The organism is Synechococcus sp. RS9902, from assembly GCF_014279635.1.
Lineage (GTDB): Bacteria > Cyanobacteriota > Cyanobacteriia > PCC-6307 > Cyanobiaceae > Parasynechococcus.
Genome location: NZ_CP047949.1, coordinates 1,723,617 through 1,747,109 on the forward strand (window position 1 = coordinate 1,723,617; position 23,493 = coordinate 1,747,109).

At 57.2% G+C, this 23,493-nt stretch carries 25 protein-coding genes and 1 tRNA gene; 16 read left to right on the forward strand and 10 right to left on the reverse strand.

The window, feature by feature from the left end; genetic code table 11:
- Window positions 1–348 precede the first annotated feature (348 nt).
- Window positions 349–894: a tyrosine-type recombinase/integrase gene (locus SynRS9902_RS09525; protein WP_255446094.1), complete on the forward strand. Its 546-nt coding sequence runs from the start codon at window positions 349–351 to the stop codon at window positions 892–894.
- A gap of 8 nt (window positions 895–902) precedes the next feature.
- Here SynRS9902_RS09525 and SynRS9902_RS09530 read toward each other — a convergent pair whose 3' ends face one another.
- The 10 genes from SynRS9902_RS09530 to ftsH all read right to left on the reverse strand — a co-directional run bounded on the left by SynRS9902_RS09530 (window position 903) and on the right by ftsH (window position 9,746).
- Window positions 903–1,388 (reverse strand): PAP/fibrillin family protein, encoded by a 486-nt coding sequence (locus tag SynRS9902_RS09530; protein WP_370586294.1) that lies wholly within the window; start codon window positions 1,386–1,388, stop codon window positions 903–905.
- A gap of 694 nt (window positions 1,389–2,082) precedes the next feature.
- Window positions 2,083–3,381 carry a DUF3987 domain-containing protein gene (locus SynRS9902_RS09535; protein ID WP_186508952.1) on the reverse strand — a complete coding sequence of 433 codons (1,299 nt, stop codon included), beginning with the start codon at window positions 3,379–3,381 and terminating at the stop codon, window positions 2,083–2,085.
- Between the two features lie 147 nt (window positions 3,382–3,528).
- The gene (locus SynRS9902_RS09540; protein ID WP_186508953.1) at window positions 3,529–3,975 is read right to left on the reverse strand and encodes a hypothetical protein; all 447 of its coding nucleotides are present in this window, start codon (window positions 3,973–3,975) and stop codon (window positions 3,529–3,531) included.
- A gap of 57 nt (window positions 3,976–4,032) precedes the next feature.
- Entirely contained in the window at window positions 4,033–4,353 is a 321-nt protein-coding gene (locus SynRS9902_RS09545; protein WP_186508954.1) for a hypothetical protein, read from the reverse strand.
- A gap of 1,137 nt (window positions 4,354–5,490) precedes the next feature.
- A tRNA-Ala gene (locus SynRS9902_RS09550) sits at window positions 5,491–5,563 on the reverse strand.
- 60 nt (window positions 5,564–5,623) lie between these two features.
- On the reverse strand, window positions 5,624–6,247 hold the full coding sequence (lexA, locus tag SynRS9902_RS09555; RefSeq protein ID WP_186508955.1) for a transcriptional repressor LexA: 624 nt from the start codon (window positions 6,245–6,247) through the stop codon (window positions 5,624–5,626).
- A 66-nt stretch (window positions 6,248–6,313) separates the two neighbouring features.
- Window positions 6,314–6,538: a hypothetical protein gene (locus SynRS9902_RS09560; RefSeq protein WP_186508956.1), complete on the reverse strand. Its 225-nt coding sequence runs from the start codon at window positions 6,536–6,538 to the stop codon at window positions 6,314–6,316.
- Window positions 6,539–6,549: 11 nt separating this feature from the next.
- Complete coding sequence (locus tag SynRS9902_RS09565; protein WP_255446277.1) at window positions 6,550–6,867, reverse strand: hypothetical protein; 318 nt, start codon at window positions 6,865–6,867, stop codon at window positions 6,550–6,552.
- A gap of 2 nt (window positions 6,868–6,869) precedes the next feature.
- The gene (argF, locus tag SynRS9902_RS09570; RefSeq protein WP_186508957.1) at window positions 6,870–7,826 is read right to left on the reverse strand and encodes an ornithine carbamoyltransferase; all 957 of its coding nucleotides are present in this window, start codon (window positions 7,824–7,826) and stop codon (window positions 6,870–6,872) included.
- 45 nt (window positions 7,827–7,871) lie between these two features.
- Window positions 7,872–9,746 (reverse strand): ATP-dependent zinc metalloprotease FtsH, encoded by a 1,875-nt coding sequence (gene ftsH / locus SynRS9902_RS09575; protein WP_006851758.1) that lies wholly within the window; start codon window positions 9,744–9,746, stop codon window positions 7,872–7,874.
- Window positions 9,747–9,830: 84 nt separating this feature from the next.
- Here ftsH and SynRS9902_RS09580 point away from each other — a divergent pair, with 84 nt between their 5' ends.
- From SynRS9902_RS09580 to SynRS9902_RS09650, 15 genes are all read left to right on the forward strand, one after another.
- Window positions 9,831–10,487: an SOS response-associated peptidase gene (locus SynRS9902_RS09580; protein ID WP_186508958.1), complete on the forward strand. Its 657-nt coding sequence runs from the start codon at window positions 9,831–9,833 to the stop codon at window positions 10,485–10,487.
- A gap of 48 nt (window positions 10,488–10,535) precedes the next feature.
- Window positions 10,536–11,264 (forward strand): potassium channel family protein, encoded by a 729-nt coding sequence (locus SynRS9902_RS09585; RefSeq protein WP_186508959.1) that lies wholly within the window; start codon window positions 10,536–10,538, stop codon window positions 11,262–11,264.
- Between the two features lie 108 nt (window positions 11,265–11,372).
- Window positions 11,373–12,653 carry a hypothetical protein gene (locus SynRS9902_RS09590; protein WP_186508960.1) on the forward strand — a complete coding sequence of 427 codons (1,281 nt, stop codon included), beginning with the start codon at window positions 11,373–11,375 and terminating at the stop codon, window positions 12,651–12,653.
- Between the two features lie 58 nt (window positions 12,654–12,711).
- Entirely contained in the window at window positions 12,712–12,870 is a 159-nt protein-coding gene (locus SynRS9902_RS09595; RefSeq protein ID WP_186508961.1) for a hypothetical protein, read from the forward strand.
- Window positions 12,863–13,054: a hypothetical protein gene (locus SynRS9902_RS09600; RefSeq protein ID WP_186508962.1), complete on the forward strand. Its 192-nt coding sequence runs from the start codon at window positions 12,863–12,865 to the stop codon at window positions 13,052–13,054. The genes SynRS9902_RS09595 and SynRS9902_RS09600 overlap by 8 nt, the downstream gene beginning before the upstream one ends.
- 345 nt (window positions 13,055–13,399) lie before the next feature.
- Window positions 13,400–13,627, forward strand: coding sequence for a hypothetical protein (locus SynRS9902_RS09605; protein WP_115023635.1), 228 nt, complete (start codon window positions 13,400–13,402; stop codon window positions 13,625–13,627).
- Window positions 13,628–13,914: 287 nt separating this feature from the next.
- The gene (locus tag SynRS9902_RS09610; protein WP_186508963.1) at window positions 13,915–14,199 is read left to right on the forward strand and encodes a hypothetical protein; all 285 of its coding nucleotides are present in this window, start codon (window positions 13,915–13,917) and stop codon (window positions 14,197–14,199) included.
- Window positions 14,196–14,447 (forward strand): hypothetical protein, encoded by a 252-nt coding sequence (locus SynRS9902_RS09615; protein WP_186508964.1) that lies wholly within the window; start codon window positions 14,196–14,198, stop codon window positions 14,445–14,447. The genes SynRS9902_RS09610 and SynRS9902_RS09615 overlap by 4 nt, the downstream gene beginning before the upstream one ends.
- Window positions 14,434–14,712 carry a hypothetical protein gene (locus SynRS9902_RS09620; protein ID WP_186508965.1) on the forward strand — a complete coding sequence of 93 codons (279 nt, stop codon included), beginning with the start codon at window positions 14,434–14,436 and terminating at the stop codon, window positions 14,710–14,712. Before SynRS9902_RS09615 ends, SynRS9902_RS09620 begins: the two co-directional genes overlap by 14 nt.
- Complete coding sequence (locus tag SynRS9902_RS09625) at window positions 14,705–14,923, forward strand: hypothetical protein (RefSeq protein ID WP_186508966.1); 219 nt, start codon at window positions 14,705–14,707, stop codon at window positions 14,921–14,923. Before SynRS9902_RS09620 ends, SynRS9902_RS09625 begins: the two co-directional genes overlap by 8 nt.
- Window positions 14,913–15,329: a hypothetical protein gene (locus tag SynRS9902_RS09630; protein WP_186508967.1), complete on the forward strand. Its 417-nt coding sequence runs from the start codon at window positions 14,913–14,915 to the stop codon at window positions 15,327–15,329. The genes SynRS9902_RS09625 and SynRS9902_RS09630 overlap by 11 nt, the downstream gene beginning before the upstream one ends.
- Window positions 15,329–19,543, forward strand: a complete 4,215-nt coding sequence (locus SynRS9902_RS09635) for a phage/plasmid primase, P4 family (RefSeq protein ID WP_186508968.1) — start codon at window positions 15,329–15,331, stop codon at window positions 19,541–19,543. Before SynRS9902_RS09630 ends, SynRS9902_RS09635 begins: the two co-directional genes overlap by 1 nt.
- A 411-nt stretch (window positions 19,544–19,954) precedes the next feature.
- Window positions 19,955–20,281 (forward strand): hypothetical protein, encoded by a 327-nt coding sequence (locus tag SynRS9902_RS09640; protein WP_186508969.1) that lies wholly within the window; start codon window positions 19,955–19,957, stop codon window positions 20,279–20,281.
- 184 nt (window positions 20,282–20,465) lie between these two features.
- On the forward strand, window positions 20,466–20,597 hold the full coding sequence (locus SynRS9902_RS13860) for a hypothetical protein (protein WP_370586295.1): 132 nt from the start codon (window positions 20,466–20,468) through the stop codon (window positions 20,595–20,597).
- 236 nt (window positions 20,598–20,833) lie between these two features.
- Complete coding sequence (locus tag SynRS9902_RS09650) at window positions 20,834–22,825, forward strand: iron uptake porin (RefSeq protein ID WP_222929458.1); 1,992 nt, start codon at window positions 20,834–20,836, stop codon at window positions 22,823–22,825.
- Window positions 22,826–23,493 lie beyond the last annotated feature (668 nt).

Here is a 23,493-nt window from a genome sequence, read left to right on the forward strand (position 1 = left end):
CCATCAGCAAAAACTTCTTTCTTAAATACTACCCAGTGTTTTATCTTGCGGCTGTGCTACATTAAGCCTGTCGAAAATTGGTGCTGTTTCAGAAGGCTCCCTGGAGGCTGCCGGTAATATCAAAAATCCGAACCTTACCCCCCTGAGCAATCAGCAAAGTCAATGATAGCAAGTGTCATCTAAGAAGCGAATTGCATAAGAAATAGTCAGCAAAGATGCGTCATGCCTTGTGATCCCAAGGAATGAACACCGCGTAAAATGGGGATAAGACGCGGTGGCAGACCAGCACTGCGTTCTTGGCTAATCAAAACCAAAAAAATGAAGTCCAATCGACACGGGCAGTCGCGTGTGTTGAGCACCGACGAGCTCGATTTATTGATTTCAAAGCTGCATGAGCAGCATCACCAGATCGTTGCCGAGATTTGTCGCCGTACTGGCTGCCGAATTGGCGAGGCAACGCAGCTCACCTGGGGCATGGTTTCAGAATCTGCCGTTAAGTTCCAGCGAGGAATCACTGAAGGGAAGCTGGCTAGTCGGTCAGTGCCGGTTACGCCGCAGCTATGGGAAGCCCTGCGCTCTTGGAGAGCTACATGGGTGGTGCGGCAGGGTCGTGAACCTGTGGCTGATGACTACCTCGTGCCAGGCAGATTTGTAGGTTCTTGCCTGAGTACGCGCAGCTTTATGGATGCCCTTGAAAGGGCCGCCGCTGAATCGGGACTAGAAGGTGTCTCAAGCCACAGTTTTAGGCGTTCGGCTCTAACTAGTGCTCACAATGCTGGAGTGCCTTTGAGGGTGCTTATGGCGCTATCTGGGCATAAATCGATGTCAGCGCTCCAGCGGTACTTAGAAGTAACTCCTCAGCAGCGTGAGGAAGCTGCTGCGACTTTTTCCTAATAGGTCACTTATTCCAGAAGTTCGTCTTTAGTGATGCTTCCATGGCGCAGCAGTGCAAAGATTGTACCTGCATTGCCCCTGCATATTCGTAATTCTTTGTCCAAGAACGTGATATCCAGCCATGCAGGGAAGCTTTGCTCAACTTCGCGTAATAACTTGAGTTGGCCAATTCCTGGTAATGAGGGGCCAAGCCAGCCTCCCTTACGGAATTTGACCTTGACTCGTCTCTCATTGATTACTTCCAGATCGGCCAGGAGGCTGATTGCTCCGATTGCTCCAAATGGTCCACGCAGTCGGAGTAAATTGCACCCTCTTTTCTGAGCAGGGTCCAAAACCTGAAGATTCTCCAGCCATGGTGCTTGACGCAACCAAGGCTGGCTTGAACTACTCCAACGCAAGTCCCATACACCCTCAAGAAGCACAGAATCGCGGCTCAAATCAGCTGGGTGTGATTGTTCAAGTGCTGATACTCGTTCAGCGATGCTGGGGGTCATTGGGAGTGCGCTGAAGTATCGAAACCAGATCCTTGCGAGCGTCCGACATGAACACATCAGCGTTGAAGCTGATTCTGTCGGAACTAGCTCTATTCCGACGTGGCCTCATCGCGAGAGGACTTCAGCTGAGCGGACAAAGTTTGCCGACAGGTTTGCCTCTGTCGTCGGCTGGCCTATCGCCATCGACTCGAACAACGATCCAAGGTTGGAACGTTTCCACACCCTCCGGTGGCTCTGGTACTTCCTCACCGCGAAAGATTCCGGTAACACACCAGAGCGGCGGCATTGATCGAGCCAGTCGGATTTGCTGCGCGCGCTGCAGCATTCGTTGAAGCTCTCGACTGTGATCCACGGGGGGGGGGTGAGGCATCTATTTCGTTCTACCGGCGGCCAAGCACCAGAGCAGAGGCTTTTTCCCTGCAGAGAACGCGGCTTCGAGAAGGCGAATTTTTGAGGCTGCCACCCTCTTGCCACGGGGTTGCCACCTAAAACGCCACCCGAAGATCCCAGTCGTACCAGTGCATCTCAGGGGATAGAGATCCAGATTTGGGGGGTCCCCAGTGTGTCTCACGCTCCAGGAGTAAGCACCCTTCACCCACAACGTTCCAGCCTGAAATGTATGTGGGGGGTATTCATTTTTGGATCTTCTCTCTCCCAAATACCTGTCCCTCACTGGGATTAGGGGGTGGCACGTCTAACGAACCACCCGGATTGACTTGCCGCCATCAATCACTTGGACCAACCCGCGGCTTTGCAGCATCACCGCCATTTGCTTGAGCTCAGCAATGGTTGGGCGCCCCTTACTGCTCCAGCTTTTGCGAATTGCACTCAGGGCAACACCTTTTCCTGGTGCGTTGCCTTGCCTCTTCCGAGCTTTTTCCAGCAGCTTGTCGGCGAGCTCAAGCATTGGATTGCTGGCACGTTCGTGAATCTCAACCGCTCTGGTCTTGCCCGCCATCACCAAGTTGGCCGCAAGCTGAAGTGATCGCTCGGATACAACAGTCGCCGGGTTGATGAGGCCACGTTCAACAAGCTCCTCCTGATCAGTGGCAACGCGGATGAAGTGGATAGCCGCCGCCACACGCAGAACTTGCCCCGGTCCCTTAGCCCAAAGTGCTTCAATTTCATCACTACGGGCCTGGAGCGATAGGTCCTCCAGCTGGTCAAACAAGCTAGTGAATAGCTGTTCAGCACCGGCTGAAAGCACGTAGGCATGGTTCCCGTCTTGGAGGGCAGCCAGATAAAGCTCACCCAAGCAACCCGACAGCTTCTCTGTAAGGGAATCACTCTCCACCAGGCTTTTGCGTGATCGAGGCATTTGGACGAACAGCGGTCTGGAATTGAATCCGTTGGCGTTGCCCGCCTCCAGCTGCTCCAGAAACACCTTTGGCTGGATACCGCCGATAACGCCCAACTTGCCGGATCTCACCTCGCGGGATTTCTTGGCATCGGCAAAGACGTCGTTGCTGTATGTGCCGTCGTAGCTCGACAGATAAAACTCAACGTCTCCAACACCAGCACCACCCTCATCCAGCATCTGTTTCAGCCAGTCGTTCAGCTCATCACGGACCAGCAGCCCTGGAACGTCTTCGCCATGGATCGCAAAATCTGAACGGATCCCTTGGGTCGAGGGCGCGGTGTAAATCAAATTGCGCTTTCGAAAAGCCGGTAGATCTTCACCGTCAGCAGCAGCGGTCTTGCGTCCTTGCTGCTCACGTTCGTTCCAGCCATCAATGAACGCGATGGGCTTGGCCATTGGGCGATTGATCAAAGCCCGAAGCAGGGGCGACTTACCCACGCCACTACTGCCTATGAGAAACACCCACACCGTGGGGATTTCCTCCATCGAAAGACCACGAATACGCACCTGTGGCGGCAACATCGCAGCGACGCCGGCCATCACCGTCATCACGATGGCTTCATCGCTGAACTTCAAGCCTTCCCGCAGAACACGGAACATCGGCAACCAATCGGCTGGCACGTAATCCGCCAATCGGATCTGGGGTGGCTCGCCACGAAGCAGCAGATCATCCAGTGCATCAGCAATGTCTTGTTGACGTTCCAGCGACTCTCGATATTGCTCTGCAAACTTTGTGAGGCAAAAGCTGTTTGTCCTCGTGCCGTATTGGTTGATCAGTAACTACACATCACCTGCATCTGCATCTGCACCTTGCTGTATTACCTCTTTGATCTTGGTGTGGGCATCGTCTTTGTAAGTTTGAAGTGACTCTATTGCTGTGCGCTCACCTGGAACGAAGCCAAGACGTGCCAATTCCACTCTGGCGAGAAACTCATCGAAGCACTCCGCATAACTTCGTCGATTAAACGGCTTGATGATGTTGGCCCAGTCGGCTTCTGAACAGTTGCTGGGGCGTTCCCATTTTTCCTTCGGCATCAGCCATTGGTCGGCTTCGTGATGCTTGCCCTTAGCATGCAGTGCAGCGGCCTTCTGTTCATAGAAGCACCGCATGCGTGCTGCATGAATTACACCCTTAGGGTCAAGATGGCTCTCTAAATCACCATGAAGAGGGCTCAACTCACAATGTCGAGCACGTCGGCTTACTGGATCCAGCAGGTCGTACTGCATCCATAAGTCTGTTGCATCGACGAATAAATCACCTTCCTTAGAGAAGCGTTGATAGTTCTAAAATCCGGCCTTCAGGATTGCAGTGACTTGGGAAACCCATTCGTCCGTGTTAATGGATGGCGTCTTGAGGATCTCTGGTTCGTATTCCTCATTGCGGTTCTTGGCTTCCACTACGTTCGATATCCAGTCTCCAAGGGGATGAAGCGGCACATCACCTTCATCAAGTTCCCACCATTGCTCATAAAGCCGACGTGCTTCTTCCCAATTGGCATCGTTCCAGCCAATGGTCTCTGCGAGCTGTTTAAGCCGTGCAATCTCGGCATAGATTCGAGAGACATCTTCAGATGAAGACGACTGTTGAGTTGGAGCGTTTGCCACAGTAAAATGCGGGGGTAGAGGACTACAAAGCTGCGGAGCTTTACGTTCAAAGAGAGGGTCACTGTTGGAAGCAGTGGCCCTTCTTTTATGAGCAGTGTTCGGAGAAACCCTGTGCTGTTGCCCACTGCTCCAGGGCAAAGCGAAGAACCGTCGACTCACTAACACCCTCAACGAGTGCTGTGGTCTTCACGAACGACACAATCGGCTCAGGAAACCGCGCGTGTAGCACAGCATTCATCGGACCATTGTGTTTCTCGTGCCTAGCGAATGTCTGTATCGACATCTTTTGCGCGACAGAAGAATCTGTTACACAAATTGTATCCAGAAGAGTTGAAATGGACATCAACGGCATTTGATTTCACTCCACACTTCCCAGGCTTTAAGCATCAACTCCGTTTGGTTTGCGACAAGCCATCTCCGCATCCTGGGACTTAAATTTGACGGTCCATCTGAGACTTTGAAGTCAATACCATCTTCAAAGCCTGCTTTTCTGGCTTCATCGAAAATGACGCCATCTGCGCGTTCCTGAGGCGTAGTCATTTGCTTTGCACTCCTTGGCGAGCGCAGACACCACGCCGGTGGAACGCTTCACGCACCAGCTCAACGTTCCAGGTGATCGCACTGTTCAGCGTTGGGCCGTACGCCCAATGAACAGTGGCGTCAAGAAAGCCACCACATATGTCGCGTTGTGCTCGTAGGTGCTTCGGCGAGCAACCCAAGGCTTCTGCTGCTTTCGGTGTTGGCAACCAAGTAGTCGCCGTAGCGGGGGTGGACATGGAGGTGACTCCTATAGGAGCCCACTCAGTCGAGACCTTACTAACGGCCTATGGGTAAGGCGTTTCGCGTCTTCTGGGTCCTTCTGGTGATCGTGTACAAGAATCTTCTACAGGAAACGCGACGGACTGGCACCCCCTGGATCACGCAGAGACGCCCCATGGTGAGCGCCCAACGAAGGCAAAACGAACGCACCAACAGAAAAGCGCCCTAAATCCCTAGGGCGAAAACTGACACCAGCCATGGTGTCCCAGTGGGCAGGGAACAAAACGCCCTAGAAAACGCCCTAAACAGACTTGAGACTGGGTGGCGCGACAAACCCCAGACACAAGAAAACCCAGTCAAAGACTGGGCTTCAAAGAATGGAGCCAAGGAGACTCGAACTCCTGACCCCCTGCATGCCATGCAGGTGCTCTACCAGCTGAGCTATGGCCCCATGTCGACGTGGTGGCTTCAGAACCGCCGTCGTCGTAAGTCAGCTTACACCGCGGGAGCCTCATACCTGCCGCCACACGGCAACCAAGCGACCCTGCACCTCCACCTGTTCGGCGGGGAGCTCAATCGGTTGATAGGCCGGGTTGGCAGCTTCCAGCACCACCGTCGCCCCTTGGCGATGGAAATGCTTGAGCGTGGTGCCGCTGCCGGCCACCAGAGCACTCACCACCGTGCCGTTGCGCAGCCTCTGCGGATCCTGCACCGGCTCCATCAACACCACATCACCATCGGCGATGTGGGAGTCGACCATCGAGTCACCATTCACCGTCAGGGCAAACAGACCGCGGGTCTCGAGCACCGGCGCCAGATCGAGATGCTCCTGCACATCATCAAAAGCCGTCACCAGGCCACCGGCGGCAACGGCGCCCAGCACAGGAATCCCGGCGGCACCCACCATGTCGCCCAAGAGCTGCAAGGTCCGCGCCTGACCTTCTTGCCAGGTGATCCATCCCTTCTGCTGAAGATGGCGCAACCGGCTCTGGATCGGCGCAGGAGAGCGCAGTCCCATTGCCTGCATCATTTGGCGAATCGAGGGGCTGTGGCGATGGGTGCCGATGTAGTCCGCTAGCCAGTCGTACAGCTCTTGCTGTGCAGTGGTGAGGGGCTCCTGTGGGACACGGGTCACCGCAAAAAAGGTTCGGGCAATACATTTGTACCGTTCCTTGTCGTATGCCGCAAGCACAGGCTCAGTTCAAACCAGCTTCCACACCGCAGCCTCGGGAATGCTCGGCGCCAGGTTCAGGTCTTTGGGCTCCTTGAACACCACACGCCATTCCGGAACCCGGCAAGAGACGTAGCCGGGATGCTCAATCAACAGCCCCGACTGCTGGGTTGTGCTGGCCACCCAGCCCGACATCCAGTGCCCCTCCTCCGAGAGGCCACCTTTGAACCAAACCCAGCAACGTTCCTTACGCATCGCGATGCTCTTCAGCGGTTTTTGTAGGTCTCAAGCTGCTGCGGACAGGCCGCCATCAGATATCCCATCAACTGTCCGGTGATACGGGACTTTTCCTGATCGGTTGGTGCGTTAGGAACATCCTCGTAACGCATCGAGGTGTCGCGCTCAAACATGGTTTTGAGCTCAGGATCCGGCAAGGCGTAAAAAGCATCCACGCCCATTTCACAGATTTTCTCGGCCGTCCATCGGGCAATGGTGCTCTGCTGTTGTTTGTCGGTGGCCTGATCCGCTGACGCTGCCACCGCATGGGCGGTGACGATCAACGGCACCAACCAGCGGTGGATCATCGTCACAGACCACCCATCAACACCGCCAACAGAGCCTGCTGCGCATGCAGGCGGTTTTCCGCCTGATCAAAGATGCGGCTCGCCGTGCCCTCCATCACCTCGGCGCTGATCTCCTCACCGCGGTGGGCTGGCAGGCAGTGCAAAACGATCGCATCGGCTGCCGCCTGCGCCATCAGGGCTTGATCCACGCAGAATCCCGCAAAGGCCTGCTCCCGCTGCGCCTGTTCGGCCTCTTGGCCCATGGAGGCCCAAACGTCGGTGTAAACGGCCTGGGCACCCGCCACCGCCTCACGGGGGTCAGTCACCACCTCAATCGAGGCACCGTGCTGTGCCAGGGATTGGGCCTGCTCAAGCACACCCGGCAAGGGCTCGAAGCCCTCGGGGCAACCGATCCGCACATTCACCCCCAGCAATGCGCCGCAAAGCATCAGGGAATGGGCCACGTTGTTGCCGTCGCCCACATAGGCCAGGGTCTGACCAGGAAGGGCGCCATGGGCTTCCTGCATGGTGAGGAAGTCGGCTAGGGCCTGACAGGGATGCTCCAGATCGGTGAGGGCATTGATCACCGGCACCGAGGCCCAGTGGGCGTAGTCCACCAGTTCCTGCTGAGCAAAGGTGCGAATCGCCAGCACATCGCAGTAACGGCTCAGAACCCGGGCCGTGTCTTCCAGCGGCTCGCCGCGGCCGAGCTGGGTGACGGAAGGATTGAGATCCACCGTCTGGCCGCCGAGGCGGGCCATGGCCACCTGAAAACTCACACGGGTTCGGGTGGAGGCCTTGCTGAAGATCAGGCCCAGCACACGGTTGCCGAGATCGATCCGACGATCGCCGCTCTTCAGTTGTGCAGCCAGATCCAGCAACGCTGCTGTTTCTGCTGCGGAACAATCCGCTGAGGAAAGGAAGTCACGTCTGCACAGCGGAGAGAGGACAGCAGCAACGCCCGCAGAAGCGGTAGCCATCGCGACGGTTCAAAGGACTGTTATCGGGGATGAAGCCCGCTGCCGTCAAGCGGTCACACCGGACGGCAGCACACTCGCCTCGAGCATCTGCTTGAGGTCATCCCCCTCGATCACCTCTTTTTCGAGGATCTTCTGGGCGATCGTCTCGAGCAGAGCCATGTTCTCCCGCAGGATCGCGAGGGCGTCGTCGTGGGCCTGGTCCACCAGCCCGCGAACTTCCTTATCAATGGCCTGAGCCGTGGCATCACTCACCGAGCGGCGGGGGTTGTTGCCTCCACCAAGGAAACGGCCACCGCCCTGCTTGTCGTAGGCCAAGGGCCCCAGGGTGTCGCTCATGCCATAGGTGCCCACCATCTGCTCAGCCAGATCGGTGGCCCGCTGCAGATCGTTGGCAGCACCCGTGGTGATCTTGCCGAAGACGATCTCCTCAGCCGAGCGACCACCCAGAAGCGTGGCGATCTGGCCCTGGAGTTCCTCCTTGGAATTGAGGAAGCGCTCTTCGGTGGGCAGCTGCAGGGTGTAGCCCAGGGCGCTCATGCCACGGGGCACGATCGAGATCTTGGCCACCTTGCTGCCGCCAGGCATGAGATGGCCCACGATCGCGTGGCCCACCTCGTGATACGCCACCACCTTCTTTTCATCGTCCTGCAGGACGCGGCTCTTCTTCTCGAGACCAGCCACAACCCGCTCGATCGCTTCACCGAGGTCCTGCTGCTCAACGCTGGTGCGCTGTGCACGCGCTGCGAGCAGAGCAGCTTCATTCACCAGGTTGGCTAGATCAGCGCCGGCAAAACCACTGGTGGCCTGGGCGACGCTGTCGAGGTCAACACCTGCAGCCAGCTTCACCTTCTTGGCGTAGATCTCGAGGATGGTCTTGCGGCCGGAGAGGTCTGGACGGTCCACCAGCACTTGCCGGTCGAAACGGCCGGGACGCAGCAGGGCTGCATCGAGCACTTCGGGCTGGTTGGTAGCCGCTAGAACGATCACCGGTTTGTCCTGGGCGGTAAAGCCATCCATCTCGGTGAGCAGCTGGTTGAGGGTCTGCTCCCGTTCGTCGTTGCCGCCGACTACGCCCATCGAACCCGAACGGCTCTTGCCGATGGCGTCGAGTTCGTCGATGAAGATGATGCAGGGCGCTTTTTTCTTGGCCTCCTCGAACAGGTCGCGCACCCGGGCGGCACCAGCGCCGACGAAGAGCTCCACGAACTCCGAGCCGGAAATGATGAAGAAGGGCACCTCGGCTTCGCCGGCCACGGCCTTGGACAGCAGGGTCTTACCGGTGCCTGGGGGGCCGACCAGCAGCACACCCTTGGGAATCCGTGCGCCGATCTCGGCATAGCGCTCAGGGCGCTTGAGGAAGTCGACGATCTCCGTGAGTTCCTGCTTCGCCTCATCCACGCCCGCCACGTCGGCGAAGGTGATCCGCGACTCCTCATCGGGCACGTACACCTTGGCCTTGCTCTTGGTGAAGCTCAACGCCCCCTGAGCACCACCGCCCATCGAGCGGCGAGCAAAGAACTGCAGCACCAAGATGAAGATCAGGGGCGGCACCACCCAGCTGAGGATGGTGGTGAAAATGTTCGGCTTCTTCGGGGGAGCCGCCGCGAACTCAACGCCCTTGGTCTCGAGGCGTTGGGGCAGATCCATGTCGAAGATTGGCGTGGTGGCCAGCACAGGAGGCGTGCCTTCCTCGGGATCACTCAGCTCGTAGCGGATCTGGTCTTGCGTGATGAAGGCCCGCTTCACCGCACCGTCATTCACCTGGTCGATGAACAGGGAGTAGGGCACCCGCGGCACCTGCTGCATGCCGTTGCTGGGAAGGAAGCTGCTGGCCAGCAGCAACACCCCGAAGCCAATCAGCACCAAGTTGATGATCCCGAAGCGACGGTTCGGCTGGTTGTCGTCCTGGCGGATCGGCATTGATGGCCTGTGAGTTCCGACACGCTACGAGGGATCTCTGGCAATCAACGGGTGTAAGAACCGAACGGCGCCTAGCTTCTGCCCATGTGTGGTCGCTACTGCCTCGACACGCCTCGCGCGGAATTGCAGCAGCTGCTGGGCAGCTGGTTGCGGCCGGAGGACAGCGCCTGGCTGGAGCATTACGCCCCCCGCGAGCTGATCCGCCCCCACGAACCGGTGCTGGCTGTGCGGCGTGAGCACGGTGAAGACCGTCTCTCCCACATGCTCTGGGGCCTCCTGCCGGGCTGGGTCAAGGACCCGCTGGAGGCGCCGCGACCAATCAATGCCCGCGCCGAAACCATCGCGGAGAAAGCCTCCTTTCGCGGGCCATGGCGTCATCACCGCTGCCTTCTGCCCAGCACCGGTTTTTTTGAAAAAGGGCATCTGATCCAGCGCAAAGACCGGCAGCTGTTCTGGCTGGCCGGTGTCTGGGACCGCTGGATTGGCCCCGATGGCAGTGAAGTGGAGACCTGCTGCGTGATCACGACGCAGCCCAACAGCCTGGTGGCCACATTGCACGATCGGATGCCGGTGATCATTCCCGAGGGGTTGGAGAGCATCTGGCTGGAACCGGGTGATGGAGCCCACCGACGTGCCCTCGAGCCGATGCTCACGCCAGCGCCAGCGGAGCCATGGGACTGCCGAGCACGCAAGCCTGCTGCCCCCGCCAACAAGCACCGGCAGCTCTCCTTGCTCGATTGAGCGAGACTTGACAGCCTTCGCTGGCTGCCGACCCTGGGGGCAGCGACAGTGTCCAAGGTGCTGGTGGGACTGGTTCAACGGCTCCAGCGGCGTGATGACACGCAGCTGAAGCTGCTGCTGCTCTGCACTGTGATTGCCACCGTGGGTTTCGCCTTCCCCCGCCTGGTCTGGGCGACCTACATCGGCTACACCCTCGTTGCCTTGCTGCTCACCCAGGTGATGGTGGGGAGCAGCAACGCTCCGAACTGGAGTGATGCGCTGTATCGGGGTCTGGGGCTGATGGCGGTGGTGACCATGTGGCTCTGGCTGCTCACGCCCCTGGAGCTGATCTACAGCGGCATGCCACTGGCCCTGAGCTGGAGCGTGCTGGTGGGCTGGAGCGTGATCCGCCTGGTGACCCGCTTCGCCAACACCAGACGGGTCACCGAGGCCCTGCTGATGGGTGCCACGGCCGGGTACCTGCACATCGGACTCGCCGCCGGCCTGGTGATGAGTGCGCTGGAAACCATCCAGCCGGGCAGCTTTCAACCCCTTGAGATGGCCAACGTCGGCGATTCGAGCGTCCTGGCCAGCGCCCGCCTGTTTTCGACAATCAACTACTACGCCTTCGTCTGCCTCACCACCGTCGGCTTCGGGGACATCAGCCCGATGCTCCCCCTGTCACGGATGGTGAGTGTGGCCACCAGCGTTGCCGGACCGCTCTACCTCGCTGCCGTGATGGGGGTGCTAATCGGCCGCTTCGCCAGCAGCCTCGACCGGCAATCAAGAGACCAGTAAGCACCAGCAGAAATGCAGCCATAGCAATAGTTTTCAGAAACTCAGCGTGACGCTTGAGTTGACTTGAAACACCAAAAAGGTTGCTCTGTGCGCACGCCTGTGCGCACAATGGCGTCAGATCTGAAGCGGCCGATCATGCCCACCAAGACCCCCGCATGGGTCGCCGCGATGCGCCAAGGCCTGAGGGGCCAGAACGGCGAGGGGTGGATGGTGCGGGACATCCGGGGGCGAATTCAGCTGACCTGCCGATTTGATGACGGGCAGCGCAGCAGCGCGGTGACGGAGCTGCCCTGGTCAGGTGCAAGCCAGGCCGACCTTCTGGCTCTGGCGGCACGGATCAAGCCGATGGTGGCCGCCGGCAAGACGGTGAAGGAATCAGTCGCTCTCCTCTCCAGCACCCCCACCGGTGCCGATGGCGCCACCGATTGGCCCGAGGTGGCCGAGGCGTTCCGGAAACACAAGCTGAACTCCGGGCAGGTCTCCGAGCGGACCTGGCGGCGCAATTACAGCCGGCACGTCAACCGCGCCGTGGCGTTGCTCACCACCAAGCCGAAGCCCACCAGTGGCCCCGGCCTGCTGAAGGCCATGGTCGAGACCCACTTCCCCGAGGGGAAGGGTTCAGGCCTGACCGATCGCCGGACCTGCATCCAATACCTGGCCCAGATGCTGCGCTTCGCGGTGGATGACTGCGGCGCCGACCAGCGGTGGCTGCCGCCGGCCGACCTGAAGCTGCTGATCGGCATGAGGGCGAAGAAGAAGGCCCTGACCACTCCGATCAAGGACGACCAGATCACTCGCCTGCTCGAGGGCACCACCGACCCGCGCTGGCGAACGGCCATCGGCCTGGTGGCCTGCTTCGGGCTGCGACCCGTGGAGCTCCACCTGCTCAGCGTCAACGGGCAGCTGCTGCACTGCGACTACCGAAAGCGGACGGGCCAATGCCCAGAGGGCACCCCACCGCGGGACATCGTGGGGCTGGATCCGATCGGCCAGGAGGGGCTGTCAGCCAACCTGCTGGCGGTGCTGGCCGAGCAGGGGGATGAGGCGCTGCCCACCGGCTGCCGCGGGCCCCGCGCCGGCGATGCGTTTTATCTGCACTGCAACCGCAGCGAGGTGTTCGCGCAGCTAAAGGAGGAGACAGCCTCCACACCGCGAACCGATGGCAGCGGGGACAAGCTGGTGCCCTATTCGCTCAGGCACGGCTACGCCCTGCGGGCCCATGAGGTCTACGGAATCACCCCGCGTCGAGCCGCTGCGCTGATGGGCCACAGCCTCGAGACGCACAGCTCGACTTATGGCGCCTGGACCGATCGGGAGATGGTGGAGAGCACCCTGGCCGATGTTCAGGCCCAGGTAGAACGACGGCGACTGGAGGCACTGGTGCGATGACCCAACAGAAATACCAGCTGCTTTAGATGCCATGAAAAACCTCGGCAATGCTGGCCTGATGACGTTGCTGGTCCTGGCAATAGGTGTTGGTATTTGGCTCAACAACACGGCATGGCGCCACCGACGCCTGATGTGGCAGATGCAAGCTGCCGTCATCGCTGGCGGTGTTGGCTTCGTCGCTGGACGCCTGACCGCTGGCAATGGCTCTGATGAATAACCAATCAACCCCCTCCCCCAAAGAAGGTCCGAGGAAGCCCAGGGCCCTGACCTACACCGAGATGATGAACTGCGGCCGTCAGCAGATGGACGAGGCCGAACACAACCGCGAGGTCGAGCTTCAGCGGCGGACAGAGGAACTCGAAACGAAGGTTGAGCACCTGGGAAAATCACTCGAGGAGTGACATCAGCCGGCAAACAGGAGCGAGGTTTTTGGGGAAGTTATCAATCAGGGGCTGGATCTTTCCGAGCTCGCGAACACTGCTGATAGCGGCTTGATGCCACTTGTTGCACCATTCGTAGCGTTTGTGGTTAACATGAACCTGTCAACGAATGATGGCTCCGGCCAGATTTCGCCTCAAGTACTTCTGTCACTTGCAGGTTCGTACTGAGTCAACTTCCTTCGGCCTTCAGTGAAGGTGTCCCCTGTGGGTTCGGAAAGCGACTTCACCTTTTCGTGAAAAGGGTGCCATCCAGTGGATGGTCAGGCTGATGAGAAGACGATCTCAGTTCACCGTCTTGGCGACGCTATGAAACGAGACCGTTTTGCTCAGAAAAAGACACGGACACGCCGCATCGACGGTGTGGATGTTCATGCTGCCAAAGGTCAACCGCTGGAGTTCGATCTCGAGGTCATCGAGAGTGCACGAAAGCAGTTTCCGGATTGGGATGGCGCACGCCTGAAGAGTTTCTTCAACGGAATCGGAGGGCGCCATCAGCAAATAGCCAAGTTTGTGCGGACCAAGGCGAATCAATAACCCTTAACTATGCCAATCACAGACGGGGTTCTAAGAACTCCCGATGCGGTGCAGGCACTCGGCAGATCGAAGTCGCAACTCTTGCGATTGATCGATTCCGGGCACCTGACGCCTGGGGTCCATTTCTTCCGCGGACCCTTCAGAAATAGTCCGATCACTTGGGACATCGGTGCATGCCAGCAGCGTTTCGCTGACCTGGCTCGGATGCCCGTGCCATCGCAATCAGGAGAGCCAGCGGAACTGGATTCCCTGCTCGAGGCAATCAAAAACGAGACCCCTATTCAGCAATGAAGTCCACCCAAATGACACGCTGGCGGCGGCGGGTTCCGCAGCGCCCCTGGCCATCCCATGTGGAGCAGACCCGGCTCCGCCGATCACCATCAGACAGCAGCCATCTGACTGCTGGCAGACCATGCCTCTGGCGTTCAGCTGATCGCTGGCGCAAGGGGATCCTGCTGAGCCTGAGCGATGCCGGCGCGCAGGTGGTGGGCCGCCACTACGGCGGGCAGATCCGCAGCGTGCTGATCACCGACAACCGCAACGTGATGCAGCCCACAGGAGGTGCGGCATGACCCTTCCCCAAACCCTCGATGCGGGCGACGGCAAGACCTTCGATCGCGACTTAGCCCTCAAGGCCACGTCCCACATCCTGATCGCGATGAAGCTGCTGCTGGAGGTGCCCACCCTCCGGGACGAATTTCTTCTGGACCTGGCTGACGTGCACGTCAGCGAAATGCTCGGCAGTGATCACTGGTTGGAAATCGCTCATGAGCTGGTGAATGCCGTGCTCGAGCAGGAGGGGAGCGATGGCAAAGCCTGAAGTCCCAACCGGGCCCATCCAGCTGGACGGCAAGCCGGACCCCGTGAGCATCAGGTCCATCAAAGGGGCCATTGCTTCGCTCAGAAAAGTGGACCTGGACAAGGTTCAAAAACTGATTGAGCAAAAGGAGTGGGAACGAGCGATCAACGCTCTAAACGCCATTTCCGCCAAAGCCAAAAAGGTGCAAAGCGCAGCCGGCCGCATGGCCAGTCGCGCAGCCAAACAGCACTGGAGTCCATTACTGAAGGACAACGCTGATGGCTGAACGTTCTCTTCGCACCAGGCTCAAAGACTCCAGCGGATCCGGCCGCAATTACGCCGAGGCCTTGCATTGGGGCATCCGATGGGAGGGCATCCGCAGCGCTTGGTTCAGTCGATGTGGCCGCTGGGCTGATGCCAATGAGGCCTTGGCCCGCCAGCACCGCCTCGAGCGGGAATACGCCGACGAGATGGGGGTGCCGATCCATGGCCATTGAATCCATCGACAACGTGCTCGAGCAGCTGGTGCTGTCTGGTGCCGTGAAGGTCGATATGGATCAACCCGATCCGTCAGGCAAGCCTGGGCGCTGCTGCCCCAATGGCAGTTGGCACGCCTACAGCGATGCTTCTGGTTGTGACCATTACGAACACCTGACGGCCGTGGAGAAACAGCGGCTCCAGATGCTTTCAATCAACCCAGACGGCCCTGGGCAGATTCACCTGATGTTCGATCCGAGCACCAGGCGGATTCAAGCCACGGAGATCTCAGAACTTGAATCTGGATACCCGTTGCTCACGCTGTTTTTCTGGCCTGGGTTGGAAACAGCTCACAGCGTCTACAGGCAAACCATTGCCCGGTGGCAGCAGGCCATTGCTGACGGCTGGTTCGAGGGGGTCGTGTGATGTCGGTCGAGCAATGGGGGGCACCCCCGCCGGCGGAGCCGGCAGCAGGAGGCAGTGAGCTCACTGGCGACGAGGCCAAGGCTCTGAAGAAGAAGCGGGCCCTGGACGACAAGCGCCTGGCTGGCATCACCATCGTGCGCACCGTCGAAGAACTGCCGGAGGGGTTTCAGCACTGGGGTGGCTACGCCGAGAAGTTGGTCCCCAGTCATCTGATCCCCTGGACCTGCGCAAGCGGCCGGACAGTGATCCAGCTGCAGCCAGAAACGCCCCCAATCAACAAAGAGGGGCGGCCCATGAAATACCTGTTCCCCAAAGGCTGCGGCGGCGTGGTCGGCGTTATCGCCGGCAGCGAGAAGACCGTGCTGGATCCATCAGTGCCATTGCTGGTGGTGGAGGGCACCTTCCAGGGCAGAGCTGTAGCAGCGGCGCTCGAGGGCAGCGAGAGCAGCTTCGCCGTTGTGCAGATCAGTGGCTGCAATGGCTGGATGACCGGGGGCGAGCCCTCACCGGAATTTGGCCAGATTCCGATGCGCGGTCGGGAGGTGTTCTTCCTCCCGGATGCAGACGTGAGCACCAATCGCGACGTTTATGACGCTGCCAAATACCTGCGAGAAAACCTGCTAGGTGAATTCCTCGCGAGGGATGTCCGGATCATCCACCTACCCGGCCGCGGCAATGACGGAGCCGACGATCTGCTGAGTCGCCATGACGCCGATCACAACCTCGAGATGGTCCTGCAGTGGATCGAGCTGGCGCGCGGGCCAGAGGGAAAGCTGGGCAAGGCACCACGAAAGCGCCGGCGTAACTCAGGCTTCTTCAACGCTGAGGGCAACTTCCAGCCGGCCACGTTCTGGGAGCACCTGCAGAGCCACCACCGTCTGGCTCTCAACGGCGACAAGTCAATCGCCGTCTACGAGGGTGGCGTCTACCTGAACAGTGACTCCCGCCGCTGGAACAACGCGGTGGAGCAGGCCCTGGGCAACAACTATGTGCCGCAGTACCTGAACACCGTCACCGACCTGGCGCTCACCAGCCTGAAGACCAGCGGCCGCGAAGTGCCGCAGTTTCTCAGCGAGCCCCTGCTCAACGTGAAGAACGGACTGGTGGACCTCCGCACCGGTGAGCTGCGTGACCACACCCATGAAGTGGTGACGTTGCAGCAGCTGCCAGTTGAGTGGGATCCGAAAGCCTCCTGCCCCACCTGGGAGTGGCTCATCAACAGCGCGCTGCCGGGTCAGATCGAGCGGCTGGAGGACGTGATCTCCCAGTGCATCGACTGGAGCCAAGCACCGGTGAAAATCCTGATCCTCTACGGCGAGGCCAGGGCCGGCAAAGGTCTGATCCTCCGAGTGATCTTGTGGCTGCTGGGCAGCAACAGCTGCAGCGCCGTCACCCTCCACCAGCTCGCGGAAAACCGCTTCATGGCGGCGGAGCTGTTTGGCAAGCGAGCCAATGTCGCCGGCGAGCTGAAGCCAGAGGAGGTGAAGGACATCTCCCTGGTGAAGATGCTCACCGGTGAGGATCCGGTCCAGGCAGACAAGAAATACGGCCAGACCTTCAGTTTTTTCAATTACGCGTTTCTGGCCTTCAGCTGCAACAAGCTGCCGCCAATCAACGAGACCACCAAGGCATTCAGCTCACGGGTCTCACCTTTCCGCTTCACCGTCGGCCATAACGGCAAAGAGGATCGATCTCTGGGGGACAAGCTCAAAGCGGAGCTGCCCGGGATCTTGGTCCGCCTGGTTACGGCCTGGCAGCGCCGGCAGGCGCGGGGCAACTTCATGCCCACCGACAAAGCCACTGCCGACCACTTCAACGAGAACATCGACCATGTGACTCGTTTCATCCGCGAGCGCACCGTGCCGGTGGATCAGCTGCGCGATGGAATCAAGCGCGCCGAACTGTTCCTCGAGTTTCAGCGGTGGTGTGAGGAGGAGAACCTCACGATGGTGGCCCGAGGAAGCCGGAACACCTTCTTCGAGAAGGTGAGGAACAACGGTGGCATCGAGGGCAAAGACGCGAAAGGCATTAACCGTTGGCGTTATCGGTTAAGGCGGCCAGAAGATAAGGATCCGAGCGAAACGGCAACTCCAGAAGGACCGAACGGCAGTTCAGTTTCAGAAACTGCCGTTGCCAAACCCGCCACTGCAACAGGCGAAGTGAGGGGAAAACGGCAACAACGGCAAAAGCCAGTAAAAAAGTTAGAGATCGTTTCCGGCGCCTTAAACAACCAACCCTCTTCAGAAAACCGCTATGGCCAGGGTTGTCCAGAACTGCCGTTAGTGCCGTTCCTTTCGGGGATCACTCCGGCGAGCCCCGAGCCATACAAAGGCGAACCGCCCACCGGCATCGATTACATCTGCCGGGCCTCCGATCTGCCTGATCCCGATGGGATGGCCCTATCGCTCGGATTCGATCTGGAGACCTTCAACCGCCGCACTGACCTCTGGCGGCACAAGGCCAGCCTGAGCCCATCACTGGGCGGTGAGATCCGCCTGGCTCAGCTCACTGGGACTGACAGCAAAACCACGCTGGTCATCGATGTGGCCGTCATCGGCCAGCCGGCCATTGATTGGCTTCGCACGTTGGTTCGTAATCCCAACCGAACCCTGGTGGGCCACAACCTGCTGTTTGAAGCCACCTTCCTGATTGCTGCCGGCATCCGACCGCTCTGCAAGTGGTGGGACACGATGCTGGCCTGCCAGATCATTGGCGACCTGCCCAGCAACAGCCTCGCCGCGGCCTCGGCTCACTACCTGAAGCGGGAGCTGGACAAGACCGAACAGACCAGTGATTGGGGCAATGGCCTTACCGCCAGTCAGCTCCGATATGCCGCTCTCGATGCCGTTGTGGTGCTGCCGCTTGGCCGTGAGCTCCACAAGCAGCTGCATGAAACCAAGCAGGTGGAAGTCCACCGGGTGGATTGCTCAATGATCAGCGCCTGCGCCGATGGGCAGGTCAGAGGCCTTGCCGTAGACGTTCCCGCTGCCATCGCCTCCCAGAAGCGAGCCACCACTGAACGCAAGGCATTGGCGGATGAACTGCACCAGGCCCTCAACCTCGAGAACTACCGCAATCCGCTGAAGCTCAAAGAGGCCTTGGCCCAGCACCTCGGCGAGGAGATCGAAGACACCAAAGATCGGACGCTGAAGAAGTTCAGGCCTGATCCAGTCATCGAGCAGCTGCTCCAGCTGAAAACCCTCGATCAGGAACTCAAAGAGGTGAAGTGGCTGCTCGAGGAAGCCGAGCTCACTGATGGTCGCGTCAGGCCTTGTTACCGGCTCATTGGTGCCAGCACCGGCCGCATGTCCACCAGCGCGCTGATTCGAGACACCAACAGCCACGTTCCCTCTGACACCGAACGGTTCAAGACCGGTAAACGCAAAGGTGAACCCAAGCCCGTGAAGCTCGGCCAGTGCGGTTTCAACTTCCAAGGCATTACCGGTGATCGGAAGTTGGCCCTGGGTACTGGCAACCCCGACACCGTGCTGATGGATCTCGACTGGTCATCAATTGAGATCCGCCTCCAGGCCAGCCCTGAGCTCTACAACGACGACGGCCAGCGCAGGATCCTGCTCGATGGCATCGACCCGCACGCCTACATCGCATCGCAGGCCTGCGGCAGGGAGATCACCAAGGCCGATCCCGAACGCTCCACCATCGGGAAGATGGCCAACTTCTCCCTGGCTTACGGCTGTGGCGTGGCCGGCCTTCGCACCCTGCTCTCCCGTGCTCGAGGCACCCGCGTCACCGAAGCCGAAGCCCGCAAGGTTTACGAGGCCTGGCATCAGTTCCACCCGCAGATCAGCCGGCAGATGCGGCAGTTCGACAGCGGCACCACCCTCGAAGTGCGCAGCCTGCTTGGCCGGCGCATGACCTACCGCGACCACACCGCAGGAGCTGATGGCATCCGCCCCATGAGGCCTCTGGGTCGCACCAATGGCATCAACTTCCCCATCCAAGGCTCAGGCCGTGACCTGCTCGCCGCTGCTCTTGGTGACCTCTGGCCCGCGTTAGATGCGTTCCCCGGTGTTCACATCGTTGGCCTGATCCATGACGAGATCCTGCTGGAGGTTCCCAGGGATTTAGTGGATCAAGTCAGAGAGATCGCATTGGCCTCCATGACCTCCCAGAAGCTGCAAAAGCAATATCTGGGGGACATTCCCCTCGAAGCTGATTGCAACGTCGCTGAGACGTGGGGAGAGGCTCATTGACGGGGTCTCACTTAGCCCATGATTTTGCTGAGCAAGGACCACCCGTAAAGCGCCCCCCACAGATGTCGAACTTGTGGGGCGACCCATCTGGATCAACTTGGTACAGAACTTCGTCATGTGGAGTGAACCTCACGACCATCTGGGTCGCATATCCACCGATGTATTCGGAGTAACCGTATTGCCAACCACTCTCAGATTCCAAGTGGTTGCCTGCAACTGAGCTTGAGCATTGCCTGGCAAGCTCTTGAACTTCACATTAGCCCTTGTAGCAAATTTGCATGAGCCCCACTGCAGGGCCAGGAAGAAGCCATTGAAGCGACTTCATAAGGCAAAAAACTGCACTACAAATCGACTATCAAGCGTTACGAGAGAACTGTCATCCCCCAAAAGAGGGAGATCCATAATGGAGCTATGGGAAAGAAGAGCGACAAAGCAGAAATTGATCGGCGGATTCATGCCGTCGTAAAACTGTTGTCGTCCGCCAAAACAAACAGCTACATCCTGCGCTTCTGCACGGAGGAATGGGGGGTACAGAAGCGACAAGCCGAGACTTACTTGCAACGCGCTAGGGAGATCATCAAGGCTGACTACTCAGTCGAACGATCCGACTTCCTTGGCACGCGTCTAGCGCTGCTGGATGAAATCATCGAAGCCAGCATCCGCTGCAAGCAACACAGTAATGCAGTTGGGGCTCTGAAGCTTCAGGCGCAGCTAACCAGACTGCTTGAGGGCAGCTAATACCAACAAAAATACATATTGTGATGGGATTAACCAAACCTAAAAATTTGAAACGACGTTGTAATTCACCAACGCCACCGCCAACCAACAGCTGCTGAAGGACTTCCGAAGCATCGACCTCTCACTGAAAGCAAGTGCCTCAAAGCAGAAGGCAGCCAGCCAAGCCGGAGATGACGCTGACAGCGTGCTGCTTAGCAAGACCCTGGTTCTGACGGAAACACTGCCTAAGCTGAGCCGCAGCGGAGTCAAATTGATGTTCGAAAAAGTCGGCGACAAGGTGAGCGCCGGCGTCAGCAAAAAACCGACCAACTGTTGACGAGGGAAGCAGCCGGCAGAAAACTGAGCAAATCCTGACAACTCGCGGTAAGCGCGATCGATGAAGCGCAGCTTCATAAATTGCCAGGCGGACAAAATGTCTTCCCAACTTCGGAGATCCGCCCAGTGAGCTCATAACGAACGCCGGCCATACAACCAATCAGATAACCCAAGCACAATCATTATTTAAACTTGAATTAAAGAAACGAATCCAAAACCTCCTAGATTGATTTTTATTTGGAAGCCTTGAAGAGACTTAACCTTCTGGCATCAAGCGCAGCAGCAGCTTCTATACTTATTACTCAATCTCAATGGGCGAACGCAAACATCAACATCGAATCAATATCGGATTATTCTGCAACACTTGATCTTGAGCAAGCCAAACAACTACTTCAGCAAGTCACCAGTGTCAATCAATTCAATGATGTGTATCCAACAGACTGGGCATACCAAGCATTGATAAATCTAGTCAAAAATTACGGTTGCATAGCAGGTTATCCGAATGAAAACTTTAGAGGATACTTGCCTATAACTCGCTATGAGGCAGCAGCTCTTCTCTCATCATGCCTTGACCGCGTCTCAGTTGTAACAGACGACGTTCAAAGACTCGTTGATGAATTCAAATCGGAACTCGACTTTGTTGCAGGGAGCATCATGCTCCTGGAGAACCGGGTTGGCACCCTAGAGGCATCTCAGTTCTCAACAACAACCAAGCTGAAAGGCCAGGCAACTTTCGTAGCGGGTTCAACCAAGGCCTATGGCACACAAAACGGGTCCGACAACTATTGGGATTACGATAAATACCATCAAATCGTCACAATTAATGGTCGAGAATCACCTTTAGGAGCCACTCGGAACAGTCGTTCCTGGCAATTGACACGCAGAGCCTGGAGCAAAGTTCATAACAAAGATGGAAGCCTTAGAGAAGAGAACGGGAAGATTGGACGAGAAATTATTCAAGGTACAGAACTTGAAAAGCACTACAAGGATATAGGTTCCAGAAAATTCCGCAGCCGAAAAAATTGGAATAAAGATGGCACTGCAGGCGGTACTCGTGCTTACAACAACAGATACGGAGCCGCAACATTCAATTACGATGTAAGACTAGGATTCAACACAAGCTTTACGGGCAAAGACCTTCTTCTAACGAGACTTAGAGCTGGCAATTTTGATAACAACGCCTTCAATGGTTCGGCGCTTTCTTTAACAAAGCTGGATGTCTCCGAATCTACCTACGACCAAGTCGCCATCGACCGACTTTATTACCGCTTCCCCTACAGGAATGACGAACTGATTGATTACAGCCTGACCTTTGTTGTTGGTCCACAGGGAAGGAACACAGAAGCCCTTGGGATGTGGCCCTCGGTTTACAACTTGGGTGCATCCAAGGTGCTGGACTGGACCGCACTGGCTGGCACAGCCAATGTCTACAACAAGGCAACCGGAGCTATCGCAGGAGTTATCTACAAAAAAAAGACAGAAGAGAAGGGTGATCCTGCTTTCTCTGCCACGCTCAACTATGTCGCCGAAAATGGCGGAATCAGTGATTCCACAGTTGGGGGGCTCTTCACGAATAACTCTGGAGGCAACCTCTTGACTCAAATTGCCTACGGTGGTGACCAATTTGGCATAGCCCTTGGATACCGATATGGCCAATGCGGAACGGACCAACGTCAAGGAACGAGTTTCACGGCCGATTTCGAACACAATAATTCTTGCTGGTCAAAAGTGTGGAACTACGTAGATGAAGATCTCTATCAAGGATCTTTCGTGGACGAGCGCACAAACCGCAGCACTCACAATTTCGCCCTGAATGCATACTGGGCACCAGAAGGAACAGGCTGGATTCCGTCTATTTCTGCAGGCATAGGACAAACAAATATTCAAGGCAAAGGATTTTTCACACAATCCCCTGTTCAAACACGATCTTGGTTTGTAGGGTTGAAGTGGGATAATGTATTTAGTCAAGGCGCCGACATTGGATTGGCATTTGGCCAACCAAATTTCGCAACTGAGCTAAATGACAACAGCTTGACCCCACAAGACTACAATTATCTCTTTGAGTTATACGCAGCGTTCCCCATAACAGACAACATAACAATTACACCATCAGCTTTCTATCTTACTCGTCCAATGGGTGAATACACAAACAATCTTTTTGAAACCCAAGGTAAAGGTGCAAAGTTCGGCGTACTTGGCGGCGTCATCCAAAGCACGTTCAAGTTCTAAACGACTAGCCTTGCTGTTGAGACAAAATACTTTTAAGGTTCAACAGGGGCTCATCACATATTGCTTAAATTCGATGACCATTAGGAATGACTTTGTGTTGGGATATTTAAAGCAAACATTTTCTACTTAGGCAATATAAATCCAATCGAAGATAGCGCAGGCGAGTTAAACCATTTCCAATTAACGCTAAAGAAGGACTGCGATGATGTCACGACTCATGGCTACTAATCAAGTTCCCGAAAGAAAAATGGTCAGACTTGAGAGGCGCCAACATTCTTGGCAGAGAAAAAACAAGCCCCACTATAAAAAATGCAATGTTTAAAAATTACTTACACCAAGGCAGAACTTGCAGTAAGCTATCTCCAAGAAGAGAAATGCACCAAACGTAGACCACATAAACCAACAAGAACAGCCGCATCACTCCTTGGTTGCTTAAACTGACAATTTATTAGTCAGGAATTCTGTGCCATGTAACAGTGCAGAGCAATACCCCAGGGAAGATCCAGCAAGGTATATCGAGAAGGAGTGCACAAATAAACATTTTAGAAACATCAGCCCTTCAATTTCAAGAAGAAAGATCGCTATTAGAATAAGAATTGAGATAGATTCTTTATTTCAAGAGAATAAGACTAGAGAGGTTAAAGCTGGGGTCAAACAAGAAATCAAAG